This is a genomic window from Methylobacterium sp. P1-11 (assembly GCF_008329595.1).
GTDB lineage: Bacteria > Pseudomonadota > Alphaproteobacteria > Rhizobiales > Beijerinckiaceae > Methylobacterium.
Window position 1 is genome coordinate 149,086 of sequence record NZ_NPKS01000014.1, and the last position, 18,221, is coordinate 167,306.

Annotated in this window: 17 protein-coding genes and 1 pseudogene; 6 read left to right on the forward strand and 12 right to left on the reverse strand. The window is 72.0% G+C overall.

Going from position 1 to position 18,221, the window contains the following annotated elements:
- Positions 1-383: 383 nt before the first annotated feature.
- The 7 genes from CIW48_RS16125 to thrC all read right to left on the reverse strand — a co-directional run bounded on the left by CIW48_RS16125 (position 384) and on the right by thrC (position 9,343).
- Positions 384-1,448: a hypothetical protein gene (locus tag CIW48_RS16125; protein WP_149311678.1), complete on the reverse strand. Its 1,065-nt coding sequence runs from the start codon at positions 1,446-1,448 to the stop codon at positions 384-386.
- Between the two features lie 88 nt (positions 1,449-1,536).
- Entirely contained in the window at positions 1,537-2,472 is a 936-nt protein-coding gene (locus tag CIW48_RS16130; RefSeq protein ID WP_149311679.1) for a ferredoxin--NAD(+) reductase, read from the reverse strand.
- A 29-nt stretch (positions 2,473-2,501) separates the two neighbouring features.
- Positions 2,502-2,873 (reverse strand): hypothetical protein, encoded by a 372-nt coding sequence (locus tag CIW48_RS16135; protein WP_149311680.1) that lies wholly within the window; start codon positions 2,871-2,873, stop codon positions 2,502-2,504.
- Positions 2,874-2,983: 110 nt separating this feature from the next.
- Positions 2,984-3,397 carry a globin family protein gene (locus tag CIW48_RS16140; protein WP_149311681.1) on the reverse strand — a complete coding sequence of 138 codons (414 nt, stop codon included), beginning with the start codon at positions 3,395-3,397 and terminating at the stop codon, positions 2,984-2,986.
- Between the two features lie 64 nt (positions 3,398-3,461).
- A complete protein-coding gene (locus CIW48_RS16145) occupies positions 3,462-6,392 on the reverse strand; it encodes an EAL domain-containing protein (RefSeq protein WP_091788508.1) in 2,931 nt (976 codons plus the stop codon).
- Between the two features lie 235 nt (positions 6,393-6,627).
- Positions 6,628-7,923 (reverse strand): pitrilysin family protein, encoded by a 1,296-nt coding sequence (locus CIW48_RS16150; protein WP_149311682.1) that lies wholly within the window; start codon positions 7,921-7,923, stop codon positions 6,628-6,630.
- Between the two features lie 7 nt (positions 7,924-7,930).
- Entirely contained in the window at positions 7,931-9,343 is a 1,413-nt protein-coding gene (gene thrC, locus CIW48_RS16155) for a threonine synthase (RefSeq protein ID WP_149311683.1), read from the reverse strand.
- Positions 9,344-9,558: 215 nt separating this feature from the next.
- Here thrC and CIW48_RS16160 point away from each other — a divergent pair, with 215 nt between their 5' ends.
- The gene (locus CIW48_RS16160) at positions 9,559-9,879 is read left to right on the forward strand and encodes a hypothetical protein (protein ID WP_149311684.1); all 321 of its coding nucleotides are present in this window, start codon (positions 9,559-9,561) and stop codon (positions 9,877-9,879) included.
- A 42-nt stretch (positions 9,880-9,921) separates the two neighbouring features.
- Here the strand turns inward: CIW48_RS16160 and CIW48_RS16165 are convergent, their stop codons facing one another.
- On the reverse strand, positions 9,922-10,341 hold the full coding sequence (locus CIW48_RS16165) for a DUF4864 domain-containing protein (RefSeq protein ID WP_149311685.1): 420 nt from the start codon (positions 10,339-10,341) through the stop codon (positions 9,922-9,924).
- A gap of 438 nt (positions 10,342-10,779) precedes the next feature.
- Here CIW48_RS16165 and rutA point away from each other — a divergent pair, with 438 nt between their 5' ends.
- From rutA to rutD, 4 genes are all read left to right on the forward strand, one after another.
- The gene (gene rutA / locus CIW48_RS16170; protein ID WP_149311686.1) at positions 10,780-11,874 is read left to right on the forward strand and encodes a pyrimidine utilization protein A; all 1,095 of its coding nucleotides are present in this window, start codon (positions 10,780-10,782) and stop codon (positions 11,872-11,874) included.
- Complete coding sequence (rutB, locus tag CIW48_RS16175; RefSeq protein ID WP_149311687.1) at positions 11,874-12,635, forward strand: pyrimidine utilization protein B; 762 nt, start codon at positions 11,874-11,876, stop codon at positions 12,633-12,635. The genes rutA and rutB overlap by 1 nt, the downstream gene beginning before the upstream one ends.
- Positions 12,636-12,749: 114 nt before the next feature.
- A complete protein-coding gene (gene rutC, locus CIW48_RS16180; RefSeq protein WP_149311688.1) occupies positions 12,750-13,136 on the forward strand; it encodes a pyrimidine utilization protein C in 387 nt (128 codons plus the stop codon).
- Positions 13,136-13,936, forward strand: a complete 801-nt coding sequence (gene rutD / locus CIW48_RS16185; protein WP_149311689.1) for a pyrimidine utilization protein D — start codon at positions 13,136-13,138, stop codon at positions 13,934-13,936. Before rutC ends, rutD begins: the two co-directional genes overlap by 1 nt.
- 7 nt (positions 13,937-13,943) lie before the next feature.
- Here the strand turns inward: rutD and CIW48_RS16190 are convergent, their stop codons facing one another.
- The 4 genes from CIW48_RS16190 to CIW48_RS16205 all read right to left on the reverse strand — a co-directional run bounded on the left by CIW48_RS16190 (position 13,944) and on the right by CIW48_RS16205 (position 17,525).
- Positions 13,944-14,855: a hypothetical protein gene (locus CIW48_RS16190; protein ID WP_149311690.1), complete on the reverse strand. Its 912-nt coding sequence runs from the start codon at positions 14,853-14,855 to the stop codon at positions 13,944-13,946.
- Positions 14,856-15,012: 157 nt separating this feature from the next.
- Positions 15,013-15,969, reverse strand: a complete 957-nt coding sequence (locus tag CIW48_RS16195; protein ID WP_149311691.1) for a glycosyltransferase family 2 protein — start codon at positions 15,967-15,969, stop codon at positions 15,013-15,015.
- Positions 15,966-16,871 (reverse strand): glycosyltransferase family 2 protein, encoded by a 906-nt coding sequence (locus CIW48_RS16200; protein ID WP_149311692.1) that lies wholly within the window; start codon positions 16,869-16,871, stop codon positions 15,966-15,968. Before CIW48_RS16200 ends, CIW48_RS16195 begins: the two co-directional genes overlap by 4 nt.
- Positions 16,872-16,901: 30 nt before the next feature.
- Positions 16,902-17,525: a PadR family transcriptional regulator gene (locus CIW48_RS16205; protein WP_149311693.1), complete on the reverse strand. Its 624-nt coding sequence runs from the start codon at positions 17,523-17,525 to the stop codon at positions 16,902-16,904.
- Positions 17,526-17,855: 330 nt separating this feature from the next.
- On the opposite strand from CIW48_RS16205, the pseudogene CIW48_RS16210 reads away from it, so the two are divergent.
- Positions 17,856-18,221: pseudogene (locus CIW48_RS16210) on the forward strand (hypothetical protein); the annotation flags it as partial.

An 18,221-nucleotide genomic window follows, 5' to 3' on the forward strand; every position in this document is an offset into this window, starting at 1 on the left:
GCATAAAAGACCGAACTCGCAGCGACAATCACCATGATGACGATGGGCACGGACATTTTGACATGCAGCTTCGTGTTCCTCAGAATCCGCATGTTGCCCGATCTCCTTCCGCACGCGGAAAGCTTTTTATCACACAGGCTCAATCGAGATCCATGCGCTCCAAGCTGATTCTAAGGATACCAAGGGCAATATCGATATGAAATATTTAGCGTTCCGATGCAATAATTGGAATACAGGAGCAAATACGTCGACACTTTCGAACCGATCGAGCCGCGCAGGCGTGGGATCCCGAAGCCGAGCCGGATGCGCGATGGGCCGGTCGCCGCGGGCCGCCGGTCGGGCTCCGTAAGGCCCGCTGCCCCGTTCGCTCCGGGGCCGGGCTCTCAGGCCCCGCGGACGAGGCCGATCCGCAGCCCGATGCGGCGCAGGCTGCGCCGCAGCCGGTGATGCAGGCGCACCGCGCGCTGGGCGAGGCTCAGCCTGCGCCGGCAGATGATGTGCGACACCCGTCCGAGCCGCGGGCCCGGATCCGGCGTCCCCTTGCGCAGGGCGATGTCGGGACGCTCCGTCGATTGCGCGATCGTCAGCGCGCACGCCGCCGGGAGTGTGACGCTGCGGTACATCGAGCGCGTGTAGTAGGAGAACTCGTCGTAGGCGACGAGGGTGTGTGCCCGCCCGGTCGCGGAATCCTCGATTGTCAGCGTGCCCGCCTGCGGCCCGTAGGTCACGAGGAGGCCGATCACGTCGCGGGGTCGCCCGAGGGAAACGGCGACGCGCGTGCCCTCCGGGATCTCCAGGAAGTCCAGCGGGATGCCGTTGCGGCGCAGGGCGAACGCGCAGGACAGGCCGGGGAGGGTGCAGAGCGGCAGGGACTCGAACCGGCCCGGCAGAGTCCGGAACCGGTCGATATAGGCGTGGCCCGGCGGCGGTGCGCGCAGGAAGCTGTAGACCAGGAGGCCGTAGAGGTCGGCGCCCGCCGGCGTGACGTGGGTCGCGTCCGTCAGCAGATAGGTGATGTCACCCGCTCCCGCCGCCGCCACCGGGGCGGCGATGTCGAGAGAGGGGATCCCGTAGAGGGCGCGGTATTCCGCCAGCAGGCCGGCGACGGGCTCGGCCGCGTAGTCGACGCCGCCCTGGTGCAGGTTGAGAAAGGCGACGGGCAGGTTCCGCCGGGCGGTCGCCGCGAGGATGTCGTCGAGATAGGCCCGCATCGTCGCGCCGTCGAAGTAGCGGACGTTGCCGGTGAACAGCTCCAGGAGCACGCGGTCGCAGGGGATCGCGTCCAGGATCTCGTCGATCAGGGCGGCGATGGAGGGCAGGGAATGGCCGCCCCAGCCGCTGCGGAGGACGGTGACCGGGCGACCCTCGGCCTCGGCCAGGGCGTTGGCCCGCTCCACATAGCCCGGCAATTCCGTGACGCTGTAGCCGAGGCAGAGGACGCGGATCATCGAGGCTCGGATCGGGCACGGGGCCGGCCCCGTGCGGCCGCCCCGGCGCGGGTATCAGCCGCACGCCGCCACGTCGAGGCGGCCGCGGTCAGTCGAGGACGATCGGGTAGCAGCGGGCGCCCACTGAGGCGGCGAGCACCTGCACGGCGCCGACCGTCGAGACGTCGCCCGCCACATGGACCACGTCGGTGGCCCGCAGGCTCGGCAGGTGGGCGCTGAGCGGGCCGGAACGCACGTCCGGCGGCCGCTGGCGGCCGCGGTCGGCGCAGAGCACGATCCGGGAAACGCCGGTGCGGCGCAGCCAGTCCAGGCTCTCGCGCATATAGAGATCCAGGGCGTCGCGGGCACCGACGGCCAGGGCCATCTCGCGGGCCGGCTCGACGTAGCGGGCCGCCCGGGCGATCGCCCAGATCGCGCCGAAGCCGGCGCCGGCCGCCACCAGCACGAGGCGGCCGCCCCCGGGGCGGTACTGCCCCCGGCCGACGGGCCCCTTGAGGCGCACCGGCTGGTCGAGCCGGAGCCCGTCGAGGGGATCGCCCTCGGGGTCGCGGGCGACGTGGAACACCACGTCGTTGATCTCGGTCGTGCCGTCGACCCGCAGGGTCGGGGACAGCGTCCGCGTCGGCATCCCCGCGAAGGTCACCAGCGCCTGGTGGCCGGGCTCGCCGGTGGGGCGCCGGGTCAGGGTCGCGACGACCTCGAGGATTCCGGGGCTGAGCCGGCGGATCTCCGTGACCGTCCCCTTGCGGACGGCGACGGGCGGGGGCGGCGCCTCCTCCTGGCCCAGGATCGGGGCGCCGGGAAGGGGCGGGCGCAGGGCCTCGGCCCGGGCCCGGCGGGCCGGGTGCCGGCGGCCGGACGGCGCCGCGCTTCCCTGGGCGAGCCCCTGGCCGGCGAGCAGGTTGCCGGACTGCGCCTGCAGCGGCGCGATCATGCCCTCGGCCAGCGCCGCCTCCAGCGGCGTGTCGCCGGTCGAGACGCGCACCGAGCGACCGTTGACGACGAGCGAGCAGCGCGCCCCCATGGCTCTCCCCCGCATGCCCTGGTGACGGATCAGCGGGCGCGGATCAGGAGCGAGTCGACCAGGGCCGCCCAGCGCTCGCGGGTCGCGCGGACATCGTCGGTCGGTGCCGATTCGGTGAGGAGCTGGCGCTGCGCCCGCAGCGACTCGACCTCCTGCCGCTGGGCCCGGAGCACCGCCTTCATCACCTGCAATTCGGTCTCGAGGCGGGCGATCTCATCGGCCTCGTCCTGCACGTCCGCCGCATCGTCGGCGAACGCGTCCGTGAGCGCATCGGCGTGGCGTGGGTCGCGGAGGGGCAGGCGGGTCCGGGCCTGCTGCTCCAGCCGGACCGGGCGGGCCATCAGGCGGCGCACGAGGTCCGAGCCGCCTGCCTGCTGGTAACGCCGTGCCGCCTCGGCCATCCGACCCATCCCCATCGCGGGCGCTGAAGGGCCCGCCTATCAACAGGAGCTTGATCGGACATGGTTAAGGCCGACTTAAACCGATCGGCGCCATTCTTCGTTTCGGCCTCTCAGACCGCGTCTGCAGCCGCCTGCTGCATCACGCCGGCGACGAGCCTGTAAGTCTCGGCCCAGGCCTCCCGGATCTCCGGCGTGAAGTCCGAGCCCAGGCCCTGCTCCAGGGTCCACAGCAGGGCCGCTCCCACCGGAGCATAATGGGCATCCTGCGTGCCGTAGGCCACGTGCTTGCGCCCGAGATCCTGGAGCGCCGGAACCACGGTCTGCGGGTGGTTCAGATTGGCCACCGCCAGACCGAGCATCGCCATCAGCTTCTGCTTCTGCTCGGTCATGTCCTCGGGAAAGAGGGCGCGCACCTGCGGAGCGATCTCGAACAGACGACCGTAGAACAGGTCAGCCGCCGTCCCGGCGATGGGTCGCACCTTCGCGAAGCTGTCCTGCACGCATTTGATCTGTTCTGGCGTCATCGCATCCCTGCCACCGCGTTATCGTTGGTCGGCAGTATGCCTGATTGGCCGGTCAGGTGGAATCTCAGGCCGCCTCCGGCGCCGCTCCGACGATTTGGCGGGCCTGCAGCAGGGTCATCGGCTCGCCGAAGGCGGGGCCGAGGGCGTATTCGCAGCCGAGTCCGGCGAGCGCCTGGGCGTCGGCCTCGGACTCGCAGCCCTCCGCCACGATGGCGAGGTTCAGCTCGCTCGCCATCCGGACGATGGAGCGCAGGATCGCGGTCTGACCGGTGCCGATCTGGCGCACGAAGGTCGCGTCGACCTTGATCGTGTCGAAGGGGAAGCGCTGAAGATAGGAGAGCGCCGAGTAGCCGGTGCCGAAATCCGACAGGCACAGGCCGGCTCCGAGGTCGTGAATCCGCGCCAGCATCTGGGCGGCGTATTCCGGGTTCTCCATCACGAGGCTCTCGCTGAATTCCAGCTTGAGCGAGCCGGGCAGGGCCCCGGAGCGGGCCAGCACGGTCTTCACGTCGTGCAGGAGATCGTGGCGCAGGAGCTGGCGCGAGGACAGGTTGCAGGCCGCGAAGATCGGCGGCTCGACCTCCAGGGAGCGCTGCCACGCCGCGAGTTCCAGCGCCGTGCGCTCCAGGGCGAAGATGCCGAGATTGACGATGAAGCCGCTCTCCTCGGCGAGCGGCAGGAAAGTGGAGGCCGGGATGCGCCCGAGCTTCGGGTGGTCCCAGCGCAGCACGGTCTCGAATCCCGCCACGGTCCGGTCCTCCAGCCGCACCACCGGCAGGAACAGGACCTTCAGCTCGTTGCGCTCGATCGCCTTGCGCAGATCGCTCTCCAGCATCAGCCGGTCCGAGCGGTCGGTGCGCATATGGGCGCGGAACACCTCGATCCGGTCGCCGCCGTTGCGCTTGGCCTGGATCATGGCGATCTCGGCGCTCTTGAACACCTCGTCGCGCTTCAGGTTGGCGCCGGCCTCGTAGAGGGCGAGGCCGATCGAGACCGTGAGGAAGATCTCCCGGTCGGCGTAGGTGATGGGGGTGGCGATCGCCCGGCGGATCATCTCGGCGAAGGCCAGGATCCGGTCGGGGTCGCGCTCGGAGAGGAGGATCACCGCGAACTCGTCGCCGGCGACCCGGGCCAGCGTGTCCTGCGGCCGCAGCAGGCGGCCGAGCCGGCGCGACAGGGTCAGCAGGATCGAGTCGCCCGCCGAGAGGCCGATGGCGTCGTTGATGCCCTTGAACCGGTCGACATCGAGCACGATCACGGTCGGCTTGAGGCGCTGGTCCTGGCCGGCAAAGGCGAGCGCCGCGTCGAGCCGGTCGCCGAACAATTCGCGGTTCGGCAGGCCGGTCAGGCTGTCGTGCACGGCGTCATGGAGCAGGCGCTCCTCGGCGGTCTTGATCTCGGTGACGTCCGCGATGGTGCCGACCACCCGGATGACCTCGCCGTCGGCGCCGATCACCGGCCGCGCCTTCAGCCGGTACCAGAAGAACGTGCCGGCCTCCGAGCGCAGGCGGAAATCGTGGACGATGCGCCCGCGCCGCTCCTCGATCACCGTGTCGAGGGCCGCCGAGTAGCGCTCCACGTCGAAGGGGTGGAGCGCGCCGAGCCAGTTGGTCGCCGGCCCCTCCAGGGTGCCGCGGGCGAGGCCGAGCTGGCCCTCGATCTCCGGGCCGACGAAGACCCGGTCGGCGGGCACGTCCCAGTCGAAAACCACGTCGCCGGCGCCGGTCAGCGCCAGGGCGCGCCGCTCCGTATCGGAGACCAGGGCGTGGCTGAGGCCGCCGCCCGCGAAGGCGTGCTGGAGCACCGTGAAGCCGATCAGCATCACGATCAGAACGAGGCCGCCGATGAGGGCCGGCTGCACGAGGTCGCTGCCGATCTGGCCGGTGACCGCGAAGCCCGCCGCCGTGACCCAGACCACCAGCAGCAGCCAGGTCGGCACCAGCAGGATGGCGCGGTCGTAGCCGTTATGGGCCGCGAGGTAGACGATCAGCAGCAGGCCGATGCCGGCCACCGCGGCGATCGAGATCCGCGCCACGCCCGCCGCCACCGGCGGGTCGAACACCGCGAGCCCGACGAGGCCCGCCAGGAAGGCGAGCCAGAAGAACGCCACGTGGCTGTAGCGCACGTGCCAGCGGGCGAGGTTGAGATAGGCGAACAGGAAGACCAGCAGCGTCGCCCCGAGCACCGCCTCCGCGGAGGCCCGGTAGACCCGCTCGGCCAGTTCCGTGACCGGGAAGACCCGCTGCAGGAAGCCGAAATCGATGCAGGCATAGGCGAGCACCGACCAAGCCAGCGCCGCCGCCGCCGGGAAGATGATCGCGCCCTTGACCACGAACACGATGGTCAGGAACAGGGCCAGCAATCCGCTGATCCCGATGATGATGCCCTTGTAGAGGGTCAGGCCGGCGGTCTTGCGGCGGTAGGCGTCCTGATCCCAGAGGCGGAGCTGGGGGACGTTGGAGCCGCGCAGCTCGGCCACGTAGGTGATGGTCGCGCCGGGATCCAGCGTGATGGTGAACTGGTCGGCCTCGGGGTTCTCGTCGCGCTCTGGACGGATACCCTGGCTCGCCGTGATGGCGGCGATGCGCGAGCCGCCGAGATCCGGCCAGATCACTCCGGAATCGACCAGCCGGAAATGCGGGGCGACCAGGATGCGGTCGATCTGCTCGTCGGTGTCGTTGGTGAGCGCGAACACGATCCAGTCGGGCCGGGCGCCGGCGTCGCGCGCCTTCACGACGATGCGCCGGACGATGCCGTCCTTGCCGGGTGCGGTCGAGATCTGGATCAGGTCGCCGTCGGAGCGGTAGCGCTCGATCGCGGTGGTCAGGTCGATCACCGGCGCGTCGAGGGTGACGCGGACCGCCTCCACGGCCTGGGCGGGCCCGCTCACGCCGAGCGCGAGCGCGAGGGCACCGACGAGACCGCCGACCAGGGTCAGGAGGAGGGCGAGGATGCGCAAGGGTGTCTTGACTTCCGGCCGTGCGAGCTTCGGCATCGGCCGCCCGGGCGGCCTCGATCGATAGGCGCGGGCCTAACCTGGGGCAAGGTCGCCCCGCGGCCGGTCCACATGCCGCGGATCGCGCCCCTTTGCGGCCAAATCAAGTTGGGCCCGACCGGAGGGGGCGGTTCTGGGCACGATCCGAATTATCTCAGAGGCTGCCCAACCCGGACTCCCAATCTCCCCCCTCTCCCGAGGGGGCGGGTCGGATCTCCATCGCGTCGGGCGGCGCTCAGGCCGCCCGGAGCGCGCCCGCGATCTTGTCGAGGGCGGGCAGCTTGCGGATCGGGCCGATCGCCGCCAGCGTCGGCGTGCCCTGCAGCATCGCGGCCGCCGCGGCCCGAACATCCGCCACCGTGACGGCGTCGACCTTGTCGATCACCTCCCCGGCGGGAATCACCCGGCCCCAGGCCAGGATCTGGCGGGCGTTGCGCTCGATGCGCCCGCCGGGCGTCTCGAGAGCCGAGAGCAGCGAGACCTTCAACTGCGCCTTGGCGCGGGCGATCTCGGGCTCGCCGAGGTCGCGGGCCGCGCGGGCTGTGGCGGCAAGCGTCACGTCGACGAGTTCCGGCAGGTCCGCCCCGGCGGTGCCGGCGCCGATGCCGAACAGGCCGCAATCCGAGAACGGCCAGTGGAAGGCCTGGATCTCGTAGGCGAGGCCGCGGGTCTCGCGCACCTCCTGCCAGAGCCGCGAGGTCAGGCCGCCACCCAGCAGCTGCGCGAACATGTGGAGCGCGTAGTAGCTTTCGTCCCGGAAGGAGAGGCCCGGCAGGCCGATCACCACGTTGGCCTGCTCGAGCTTGCGCGGCATCCGCCGCTCGCCGCCGCCGTAGACGCCCGGCACGGAGGCGGGGGCGGATTTGGCCGGCAGGGCGCCGAAATGGCGCTCGGCCGCCGCCACGATCGCCTCGTGGGTGACGGCCCCGGCCCCGGCCACGACGATGCGGTCCGGCGTGTATTCCCGGTCGAGATAGGCCCGGATGCCGGCCTCGTCGAAGCTCCGGATCGTCTCCGGCCGCCCGAGGATCGGCCGGCCGACGGGCTGGTCCGGGAAGGCGGCCTCCGTGAAGGCGTCGTAGACCACGTCGTCGGGAGTGTCCTCGACGGCGGCGTATTCCTGCAGGATCACGCCCTTCTCCCGGGCGAGTTCGCCCGCGTCGAAGACCGAATCGGTGAGGATGTCGCCGATCACGTCGAGGGCGAGGCCCACATCCTCGCCGAGCACCCGGGCGGTGTAGCTCGTCCCCTCCGTGGAGGTCGCGGCGTTGATCTCGCCGCCGACATTCTCGATCGCCTCGGCGATCGCCTGCGCCGAGCGCGCCCGCGTCCCCTTGAAGGCCATGTGCTCGATGAGATGGGACAGGCCCGCCTCGTCGGCGCGTTCGTTGCGCGAGCCCGCCCCGACCCAGACGCCGAGGCTGGCGGTGGCGACCCCCGGCATCGGCTCGGTGACCACCGTGACCCCGTTGTCGAGCCGGGTCGTGCGCAGGGACGGCGAGGCGGCGTGCGTGGAGAAGTGCTGGTTCATCGCGGGCTCAGGAACCCCTGGTGATGCGGGCACGCTCGCGGATGAGCGTCTCCAGAGCGGCCTGATCGTTGGCCACCCGGGTCAGGCGCTCGGGCCGGTCCATCAGGTCGGCGAGGTGCGGGGGCAGGGACGGACGCAGGCCGCCGGTGGCCTTGGCGACCGCGTCCGGGAATTTCGCGGGATGCGCCGTGGCCAGCGCGATGACCGGCGTCGCCGGGTCCTTCTCCAGCAGCCGCCGCCCGGCATGCACGCCGATGGCGCTGTGGGGGTCGAGCACCACCCCGGTGGCGGCCTGGGTCAGGGCGATCTCCGCCATGACCTCGGGTTCCGGCACCGCGACGGCGTCGAACTCGGAGCGGATCGCGGCCAGAACCTCCGGACTCAGGTCGAAGCCGCCGGACTGCTTCAGACCGGCCATCAGCCGCGACAGGGCGGAGGCGTCGCGCCCCAGCGCCTCGAACAGGAGCCGCTCGAAATTCGACGAGATCTGGATGTCCATGGAGGGCGAGGTGGTGGGCACCACGCCGCGCAGCGCGTAGGCGCCGTGCTCCAGGGTCCGCACCAGGATGTCGTTGGCATTGGTGCCGATCATCAGCCGCTCGACCGGCAGACCCATCTGCTTGGCGACCCAGCCGGCGAGGACGTCGCCGAAATTGCCCGTCGGCACCGCGAAGGAGACCGGTCGGTGGGGGGCGCCCAAAGCCACCGCGCTGGTGAAGTAGTACACGGCCTGCGCCGCCACCCGGGCCCAGTTGATCGAGTTGACGCCCGACAGCCGCACCGAATCGGCGAAATCCGCGTGCTGGAACAGGGCTTTGACGAGGTTCTGGCAATCGTCGAACGTGCCGTCGACGGCCAGCGCGTGGACGTTCTGCGCCGGCACCGAGGTCATCTGCCGCCGCTGCACCTCGGAGACCCGGCCGTGCGGGTAGAGGATGAACACGTCGACCCGGTCGAGGCCGCCGAAGGCCTCCACGGCGGCCGAGCCGGTATCGCCCGAGGTCGCGCCCACGATGGTGGCGCGGGCGCCGCGCTCAGCCAGCACGTGGTCCATCAGCCGCCCGAGCAGCTGCATCGCCACGTCCTTGAAGGCGAGCGTTGGCCCGTGGAAGAGTTCCAGCAGGAACAGGTTGTCGTCGAGCTGGGTCAGCGGGCAGACCGCCGGGTGGCGGAACGTGGCGTAGGACGCGTCGATCATCCGGTCGAGGTCAGGGCCGGCGATGTCGCCGTCGATCAGCGGGCGCAGCACGCGCTTGGCGGCCTCCGCGTAGGGACGGCCGGCGAGCGCAGCGATCTCCGGATGACCGATCTTCGGCCAAGTCTGCGGCACGTAGAGCCCGCCGTCGCGGGCGAGGCCCGCCAGGAGCGCGTCCGAGAACGAGAGCGGCGCGGCCGCGCCGCGAGTCGAGACGTGGAGCACAGGGTCCTCCGAGGGGAAGGCGCCCCCTCTACACGATGCGGGCGGGCCTGTCGAAAGTCGCGGACGCGCGGCCGGCCTGTCCGGGCGGCGGGTCCGGTCCCTAAACCGGGGCTGAATGGGACGGTTCAGGGCCGGTTTTCCGGCCGGGTCCTAGAGCCGGCTGGCCCCGCGGCCCCCAAGCCGGCGGAGCGGAGATCCCCTCGGAGAGAGCCGACATGACCCGAATCATCACCCTCGCGTGTGTCGCGGCGCTGCTGTCCGGCACGGCCGCTTTCGCGCAGGCCCCACCGCCGCCGCCCGGCGGCCCGAGGCCCGGCCCCGAGGCCGGCGCGCCGCCACCGCCGCCCGGCGATCCGAGGCGCGGTCCCGGTCCCGACGACCCGCCGCCGCCTCCCCCGCCGTCGCGGGCCGCCCACATCGTGCTCGAGCGCGGCGACGCGCGCGTGGACGTGAAATGCGCCGACGACGATTCGACGAAAGCCTGCGCCGACCTCACCCTGCAGATGCTCGACAGGCTCGCGACGCTCCGGCCCTGAGCCCGGCAGGTCCGCGCCCGCCGCAACGGCGGCGGGCGTCCCTCAGGCGCGCGCGCCGGGCGCCTTGATCAGGCGGCAGCCGGTGATGCGCCATTGCCCGTCCGCGTCCCGGGCGAGGCTGTACTCGGCGGTCCAGTCGACGCCGTACGCGTCCTGGATCGCCACCGACTGGACCAGGGCCGCATCGCCCGTGTCCCACGCCTGGCCGAACACGAAGCTGCGGTGGCGGTAGACCGGAGGGTACTGGTTCCGGACCATGCCGATGAACAGATCGGCGTTCGGGAACAGATCCCGGATCCCCGGCGCAGCCTGCTCGTAGGCGGTCTGCGCATCGTCGCGGCCCAGCGCCTGCTCCTGTTTGGCGATCACCGCCCGGGCCGCCGCGCGCTGCGAATCGTCGGCCGCCGCCGCCGCCGATCCTGCGAGGACGAGGACGAGGAGCAGAGCGGACCACGCACGCATCGCTGTCACTCCGGCAGGATCGGACCAAGATTTCTCAATGCCACCTGGAAATGGTCTCCGTTTCGGCGGTGACAATCTTTTCGAAGGCTTCCGGACGATGCTGACGCACGGAAACTTATCTCGGCCGTTCGGCGCGGCCGAACGGGCAGCGCGCACGGGTTGAGCACGCATCGCGGCTCGGTTGTGCAAGCCGCTGGAAAGAGAGGCATTTTCGCCCCGGATGGACGCCGCGGGTTTGACCCTCCGCCGCGGTTTTGCGAGCCTCCGCGCCGACTCGGTTCCGGGGGGAACCGACCGGGCGGAGCGCGGACGATGATGCAAGGCCATGCGGACGAGAGCGCCGGTGCCCGAACAGGGCCGGCCCAAGGCACACCTGCTCCGAACCGCGTGACCGCTCCGGATCTCGTGGCCGGGACGACGCCTGGAGGCGGGCCGGCCATGAGCGTCGGGGTGTTCATCCCGATCGGGAACAACGGCTGGCTGCTCTCGGAGAACGCCCCGCAATACCGCCCGAGCTTCGAACTGAACAAGCAGATCACCCTGAAGGCGGAGGGCTACGGGCTCGACTTCGCCCTGTCGATGATCAAGCTGCGCGGCTTCGGCGGCAAGACCGAGTTCTGGGACCACAATCTCGAATCCTTCACCCTGATGGCAGGGCTCGCCGCCGTCACCAGCCGGATCAAGCTGTTCGCCACCGCGGCGACGCTGTGCCTACCGCCCGCGATCGTCGCCCGGATGGCGGCAACCATCGACTCGATCTCCGGCGGGCGCTTCGGCGTGAACCTCGTCACGGGCTGGCAGAAGCCGGAATATGACCAGATGGGCCTCTGGCCCGGCGACGAGCATTTCGCACGGCGGTACGACTATTTGGCTGAGTATGCTCACGTTTTGCGTGAGCTTTGGGAGACGGGCGTCAGCGACCTCAAAGGCACGTATTTCCAGATGAACGATTGCCGCCTGAGCCCCCGGCCGCAGGCACCCGTGAAGATCATCTGCGCCGGCCAAAGCGGCGCGGGGCTGGCCTTCACGGCGCAGTATGCCGACTACAATTTCTGCCTGGGCAAGGGGCTCAACACACCGACCGCCTTCGCCCCCGTGGTGGAGAAGCTCGCGGAAGCCAGATCCAAAACCGGGCGGCGGGTGACCTGCTACGCCCTGTTCATGATCCTTGCCGACGAGACCGACGATGCCGCGATGGCCACGTGGGCGCATTACAAGGCGGGGGCGGATTCCGAGGCGATCGCGTGGCTCGGCCTCCAGGGCGCAGCCGACACCAAGTCCGGCGGCGACACCAACGTGCGCCAGCTCGCCGATCCGACCTCGGCGGTGAACCTCAACATGGGCACCCTGGTGGGCAGCTACGCCAGCGTGGCCGCGATGCTCGACGACATCATGACCATCGACGGGGTGGAGGGCGTGCTGCTGGTCTTCGACGACTTCCTCAAGGGCCTCGAAACCTTCGGGACGCGGATCCAGCCGCTGATGCGGTCACGCCGGCACGTGACCGCGGCGCCGCTGGCGGAGGTCGCCTGATGGACGCCCCCGCCGGGTATCGCGACCCGAACGGCCACCACGGCGACGTCATCCTGCCGGCCCGCCCGGAGCCGATCGCCTTCGATCCCGCGACCACCTTCCTCATCGTCGTGGACGTCCAGAACGCCTACGCGAGCCCGGGCGGCTACCTCGACCGGGCCGGCTTCGACGTGTCGGGCACGGGACCGGTGATCGCCCGGATCGCCCGGGCAGTGGCGGCGGCCCGGGGTGCCGGCATCCCGATCCTGTGGTTCCAGAACGGCTGGGACCCGGGCTATGTCGAGGCCGGAGGCCCGGGCTCTCCGAACTGGCATAAATCCAACGCTCTCAAGACGATGCGCCGGAATCCTGAAGCGAATACGCAGCTTCTGGCCAAGGGATCCTGGGATTATGCGCTGGTCGACGCCCTGACGCCCGAGCCCGGCGACATCGTCATGGGCAAGCCGCGCTACAGCGGCTTCTACAACACGCCCCTCGACAGCACCCTGCGCGCCCGGGGCGTGACCACGCTGGTCTTCACCGGCATCGCCACCAATGTCTGCGTCGAGTCGACCCTGCGGGACGGATTCCACCGGGAGTATTTCGGGATCGTGCTGGCCGACGCCACCCATCAGGCCGGGCCGGAGAGCCTGCACCACGCGGCGCTCGCCAATATCGAGACCTTCTTCGGCTGGGTCTCGGACGTCGCCGCCTTCGAGGCGGCCCTCGGCACGCCTTCACACGCCGCGGTTGATGCGGCCGGCGTCGACCTGGCCGGATAAGTGCATCGCGCACCCGGCCGGTGACCGGCAGGGTGCGCGAACGCCGCCGCGCTGCGGCCTCCCGCGCGTCCTGCCCGGCCTGGTCGTCAGGTCGAACGTGGGAGGCGCAGGGGAATGCCCAAGCAGGTCGTGATACCGCCGGGGACCGGCAAGCCGCTGGCCCCCTACGTGCCCGGCACGCTGGCCGACGGCGTGCTGTACGTCTCGGGCACGCTGCCGCTGGATGCGGATGCCAACGTGGTCCATGTCGGCGACGCAAGCGCTCAGACCCGCCACGTGCTGGAGACCATCAGGGGCGTGGTCGAGGCCGCGGGCGGCACGATGGAGGACGTCACCTTCAACCACGTCTTCCTGGCGGACTGGGCCGACTACGCGGCGATCAACGCCGTCTACGCGGAGTATTTTCCGGGCGAGAAGCCGGCGCGCTACTGCATCCAGTGCGGCCTCGTGAAGCCCGAGGCCCGGGTGGAGATCGCCTCCGTCGCCCATATCGGCCGCTGATGGCACGGCGCGCGGCGGGGGCGGCCCCGCTCCATCACGACGTGGCTGGCCCGGCGGGCGGCCGTCCGGTGCTGCTCTCGCCGGGGCTCGGCGGCGCGGCGGGCTACTTCGCGCCGCAGATGGCGGACCTGACCGCGCGGTTCCGGGTCGTCACCTACGACCATCGCGGCACCGGGCGCTCGCCCGGCCCGCTCGAGCCGGACCACGACATCCCGGCCATGGCGCGGGACGCGCTCGCGGTTCTGGATGCCGTCGGCCTCGACCGGGCCGACGTGGTCGGCCACGCGCTCGGCGGCCTGATCGCCCTCCAGATGGCGCTGGAGGCCCCCGAGCGGATCGGGCGGATCGTGGTGATCAACGGCTGGGACGCCCTGGACCCGGCCACACGCCGCTGCTTCGCGGCCCGCCGGGCGATCCTGGCCGGGGGCGGTCCGGAAGCCTTCGTGCGGGCCCAGGCGATCTTCCTGTACCCGGCGCCCTGGCTCTCGGCGGAGGCCGAGCGGGTCGCGCACGACGAGGCGCTGGCGCTGGCGCATTTTCCCGGTGCCGAGACCGTGCTGACCCGCATCGCCGCACTGGAGCGCTTCACGGTTGCCGACCGTCTCGGTTCGATCGGCCACGAGACCCTGGTGATGGCGGCCCGGGACGACGTGCTGGTGCCCTACACGCGGTCCGAGCGGCTGGCGGCGGCGCTGCCCGAGGCCCGCCTCGCCCTCGCCCCCGACGGCGGCCACGCCCACAGCGTCACCCGGCCCGAGGCTTTCAACCGGGCGCTGCTGGACTTCCTGGACCGGGACTGAGCGGCCCCTACGGCCGCAGCGCGATCAGCGGCAGCGCCACCGCGTCGATCGCGGCGGCCAGCACCGGGAGCAGGGCCGGCCAGCGCAGGGCCGCCGCGGTGCCGATCCGCCCCCGGGCAAAGGCCAGAATCCCCATCGGCGCCAGCGGTAGCAGGTCCCGGATCTGCAGCCCGCCGAGGCCGCCCGCCGGAGCCAGGGCCTGCGCCGCGACCATCAGCCAGAGACCGAGCAGCGCGCACCCCGAGAGCCACAGCCGCTCCGCGCGCGGGGGAAGGGGGCCGCGCCGCAGCGCGAGCGCCGGCACCAGCAGCGCGGCGGCCCAGAGGCCGTAGAGCGACCAGGGCAGCGGGATCGGCAGGGGCATGGGCCCACCTCCCGCTCCGGCGGCATGCTGTGCCCAGAGGCTCGCGGGCAGGAGGGCCGGCAGGAGGGCGAGTGCGGCGAGCGGCAGCCGGTCCCGGCCGTAGCGGGCCAGCCGTCCCCGCGGCGGGAACGGCACCAGCAGCATCCCGACGAGGGGCGCGCAGGCCGGCCGCGCCAGCACCGCCAGGGCGATCGCCACGACCGCCCCAGCGCGGCGCGCAAGCCCGCGGCGGCCCGTCATCGGCCGGGGACTAAGCAGCGCGGCGGCGAGGGCCGCAAGCGCGAGGACGGGGCCATCCGATCCTGACGCGGCCGCGAGCGAGGCCGGCCAGCAGAGCAGCGCGAACAGCGCGGCCCGTCCGCGGGTCGCCAGGGCCAGGGCGGCAAGCCCCAGGATCAGGAACGCGGCCATGGTGGCGAGCCGGCCGAAGGCGTCGAAGGCCGACAGGGTCTCGCCGGCCAGGGCGGCCCAGGCCAGCGCGAGGCAGACCGGAAGGCCGAGGCCCAGGAAGGCGCAAGCCCAGAACCGGCCGTCCCCGGCGAAGGGCAGGTTCACGGCCGCACCCGCGTCGGCGCCACGGACGCGGTCCGGCCGGCTCTGCCGGTCGGGCGGCGGGCGGATGTGACGGCGGCACTCGGGGTCGCGTACGGCATCGCAAATCCAGGATCGGCACGGCCGTCCCCCGCGGCCCATCGGGCCGTGGCGTACCGGATCAGCCGGCCGTCCGCACCCGCGCATCGCCCAGGAGGCCCGGCAGCGCCGCGGCCAGGAGGACCGCCGCCCGCAGGACCTCCGCGGCCTCTCCGGGGGAGCGGCGAGCGAGCGCCAGGACGAGCCGCAGCGGCACCTGCGCGCCGAAGCTCGCCGCGGTCAGGGCGAGGGCTGTGGCGGCGCCGTGATGCTTGCCGGCATAGAGGATCTGGCTGCGCAGGAAGTAGAACAGCCGCCGCGCCCGCACCTGCCGGGTCGTGCCCTGGCCGACATGGCGGGCGACCGCCCCGGCCACGTGCCGCACGGAATAACCTGCCGCCCGGGCGCGGGCGCAGAGGTCGACATCCTCCCAGTAGACGAAGAAGCGCGGATCAAACCCGCCGAGCGTCTGGAACAGGTCGCGGCGGATCATCAGGAAGGCGCCCATCACCTGATCGACGGGGCGATCCTCGGCGTGGTCCCATTCGAGGAGGAAGTGTGGCCGCACGAGCCCCAGCCGATCCAGCGCCAGGGTGCGGCCGATGAGGCCGAGGGCCGAGGGGGTCCGGGCGCAGGAGCGCGCGGTCCGCCCGTCCGGATCGACGAGCCGTGCCCCGACGATCCCGGTCCGGGGATCGGCGGTCAGGGCGGCCAGAGCCACGCCGAGCGCGTCGGGTGCGACCTGCGTGTCCGGGTTCAGGAACAGGATCGCGGGGGCATCGCCGGCAGCGGCGCCCTGGTCGCAGGCCCGGCCGAAGCCGAGATTCGCCACGTTCTGGATCAGCCGGAGCGGGCGAGGCAGGGCGGGCAAGGTCTCGATGGAGCCGTCCGTCGAGGCATTGTCCACGACGGTGACCTGCACGGACCCGGCATCCTGCGCGGCCGCGAGGCTCGCGAGGCAGGCGCGCAGCAGCGCGCCGCCATTCCAGTTGACGATCACCACGTCGAGGACGGGGCGAAGGGCAGGGTGGTCGGTCACGGCAGATCCTTGGGCAGATCCTTGGGCGGTCCGAGGCGGCCGAGGGCGCCGTCGCGGGCGGCCGCGAGGAGCCGCAGCAGGACGGCGGGCCGCCAGCCCGAATCCGCCCAGTACAGCCCGGCCTGGAGCGGCAAGTAGGCGGCCTGGGCGAGCTTCCAGCGGAGCGGCACATGCGGCAGCCGCCACGCGAAGATCGCGTTGCGCAGGTAGGTTCCCATGCGGAACAGGGGCTGGCGCGGCATGGCGATCCCGGGTCCCCGGATCACCCCGCCGCCGACCCGGTGCGGGATCGCGACGTCGCGGGCACGATAACACCCGTATCCGAGACTCCAGGCGCGGAAGCACCATTCGAGTTCGACCCCGTCGATGAAGAAGTCGCTGCGGAACGGTCCGACCCGGGCGAAGGCATCGAGGTCGATGAGCGAGCCCGAGGTCGCCAGGAACTGCACCGGCGCGAGTCCGTCCCGCTCCGGCGCGCCTGGCCGGGGCGGGTAGGCGGGCGCCTTGTGGCCGCGGGCCGGCGCCGGGGTCGGGCCCACCACCGCGGCCGGGATCCCGGCCTCCCGCAAGCGGTCGCGCGCCGCCAGCAATGCGGCAGCGAGATCCCCGGATGGCTCGGCATCCTGGTCGAGGAGGAGGAGGGTTCCGGCCCCCGCGGCCCGGGCGGCCGCGGCGATCCGGTTGAGCGCCTCCGCGATACCGAGATTCGTTCCTTCCGACAGCACGGTCACGCCGGCCCGGGCGAGGCGCTCCGCCGGCCCGGCCGGGAGGCCGCTGTTGTCGAAGGCGATCACCCCGGCAAAGCCGGCCGAGGCCAGGGCGCGGACGCGCTCCACCTGATCCGGTCCCGGCCGGAACAGGGTGACCCCGAGCACGAGGCGGCTGAGCCGCGGGTCAGACACCGGGCGCGCCCCGGCCGCGATCGCGGTCCCTCACGCCTGTTCCACCGCGGCGGTCGCCGCCTCCAGCGCCGCCGTGATGGCGGCGGCCTGTTCGGCGCTGAGCGGCCCGCGGGCGAGCCGCATCTGCAGGGCGAGCTTCAGCCCCTCCTGGGCGCGCACCACCGAGGGCGGCGGACCGTCGCCCCGGGCGGCCTCGGCCTCCGCCATCCGGGCGAGGATCGCCTCGAGGGTCGGGCGGTTGCCGTCCAGGAAGGCCTGCCCCTCGGGCGTGATCGTGTGCAGCCGCTTGGTGCCCTCCCCGGGGGTCACCGTCACGTGGCCGAGTTCCTCCAGGAGCGTGAGCGTCGGGTAAACCGTCCCGGGGCTCGGGCTGTAGGCGCCGCCGACCCGCTCCTCGATGGCCTTGATGATCTCGTAGCCGTGCCGCGGCTTCTCGGCGATCAGGTGGAGGATGACGAGGCGCAGGTCGCCGTGGGCGAAGAAGCGCGCGAGGTCGCCCCGGCCGCCGCGGCCGAACATCCGCCGTTCGCCGGGCCCACCACCATGGTGGCCGTGCCGCAAGCGGGGATCGGCCCCCATGGGTCCGCGATGGCCGCGGACGCGGCCCGCATCGAAGGGATCGGCGTTGAGGAAGTCGGAGAGATGGGGATGCATGGATTTCGACTCGCTTTCGATATGACGTGATTTTAGATATATCGGAATACGGTCGTCCGCAAGGTTCGCATGTTCAACGCATGGGGTGGCATCCCGGGGCGGCGGGTGCCGGCGACCCATGGTTTACGGATTTGACCGGTTCCGTTAGTGCGACGGGTGTCCGACCGGACGATCGCTCCCGCGCCGCCTCGCGCCCCCGACGCTGCCTGCCAGCTGCCGCCCATGACCCGATCAGAGCCCCGCGCCTCGACCGCGCCCGCCCGGCGGGCGGCCGATGGATGCCGCGCCCCGTGACGGACGGCGGTGAACGCCCTTCCGTAGAGTCCTGAGATGCGGCGCGGCTCCGACGGAACCGGCCGGACCTCGGCCCTGACGCAGTTGAGGCGGCGCCTCAGCCGGCTGCGCGACCCGCTGGCCAAGCCTGGGGCGCTGCACCGCCGCTGGGCAGGCGCAGCGACGGGCGGGGATCTTGAGGCACGCCTGGTCAGCGCGATGGCGCCGCATTTCGACGCGGCGTTCTACGCGAGCTGGTACGGGATCACGGCCGACCCGGTGCGCGACTACCTCGTCCACGGCTGGCGCGCGGGTCGCGACCCACGCCCCGACTTCGACTCCGCCGCCTACCTCGCCCACCGCCCCGACCTCGCCCGCGCCGGCATCAACCCGTTCCTGCACGCCCTCGCGCGCCGCCGCGCC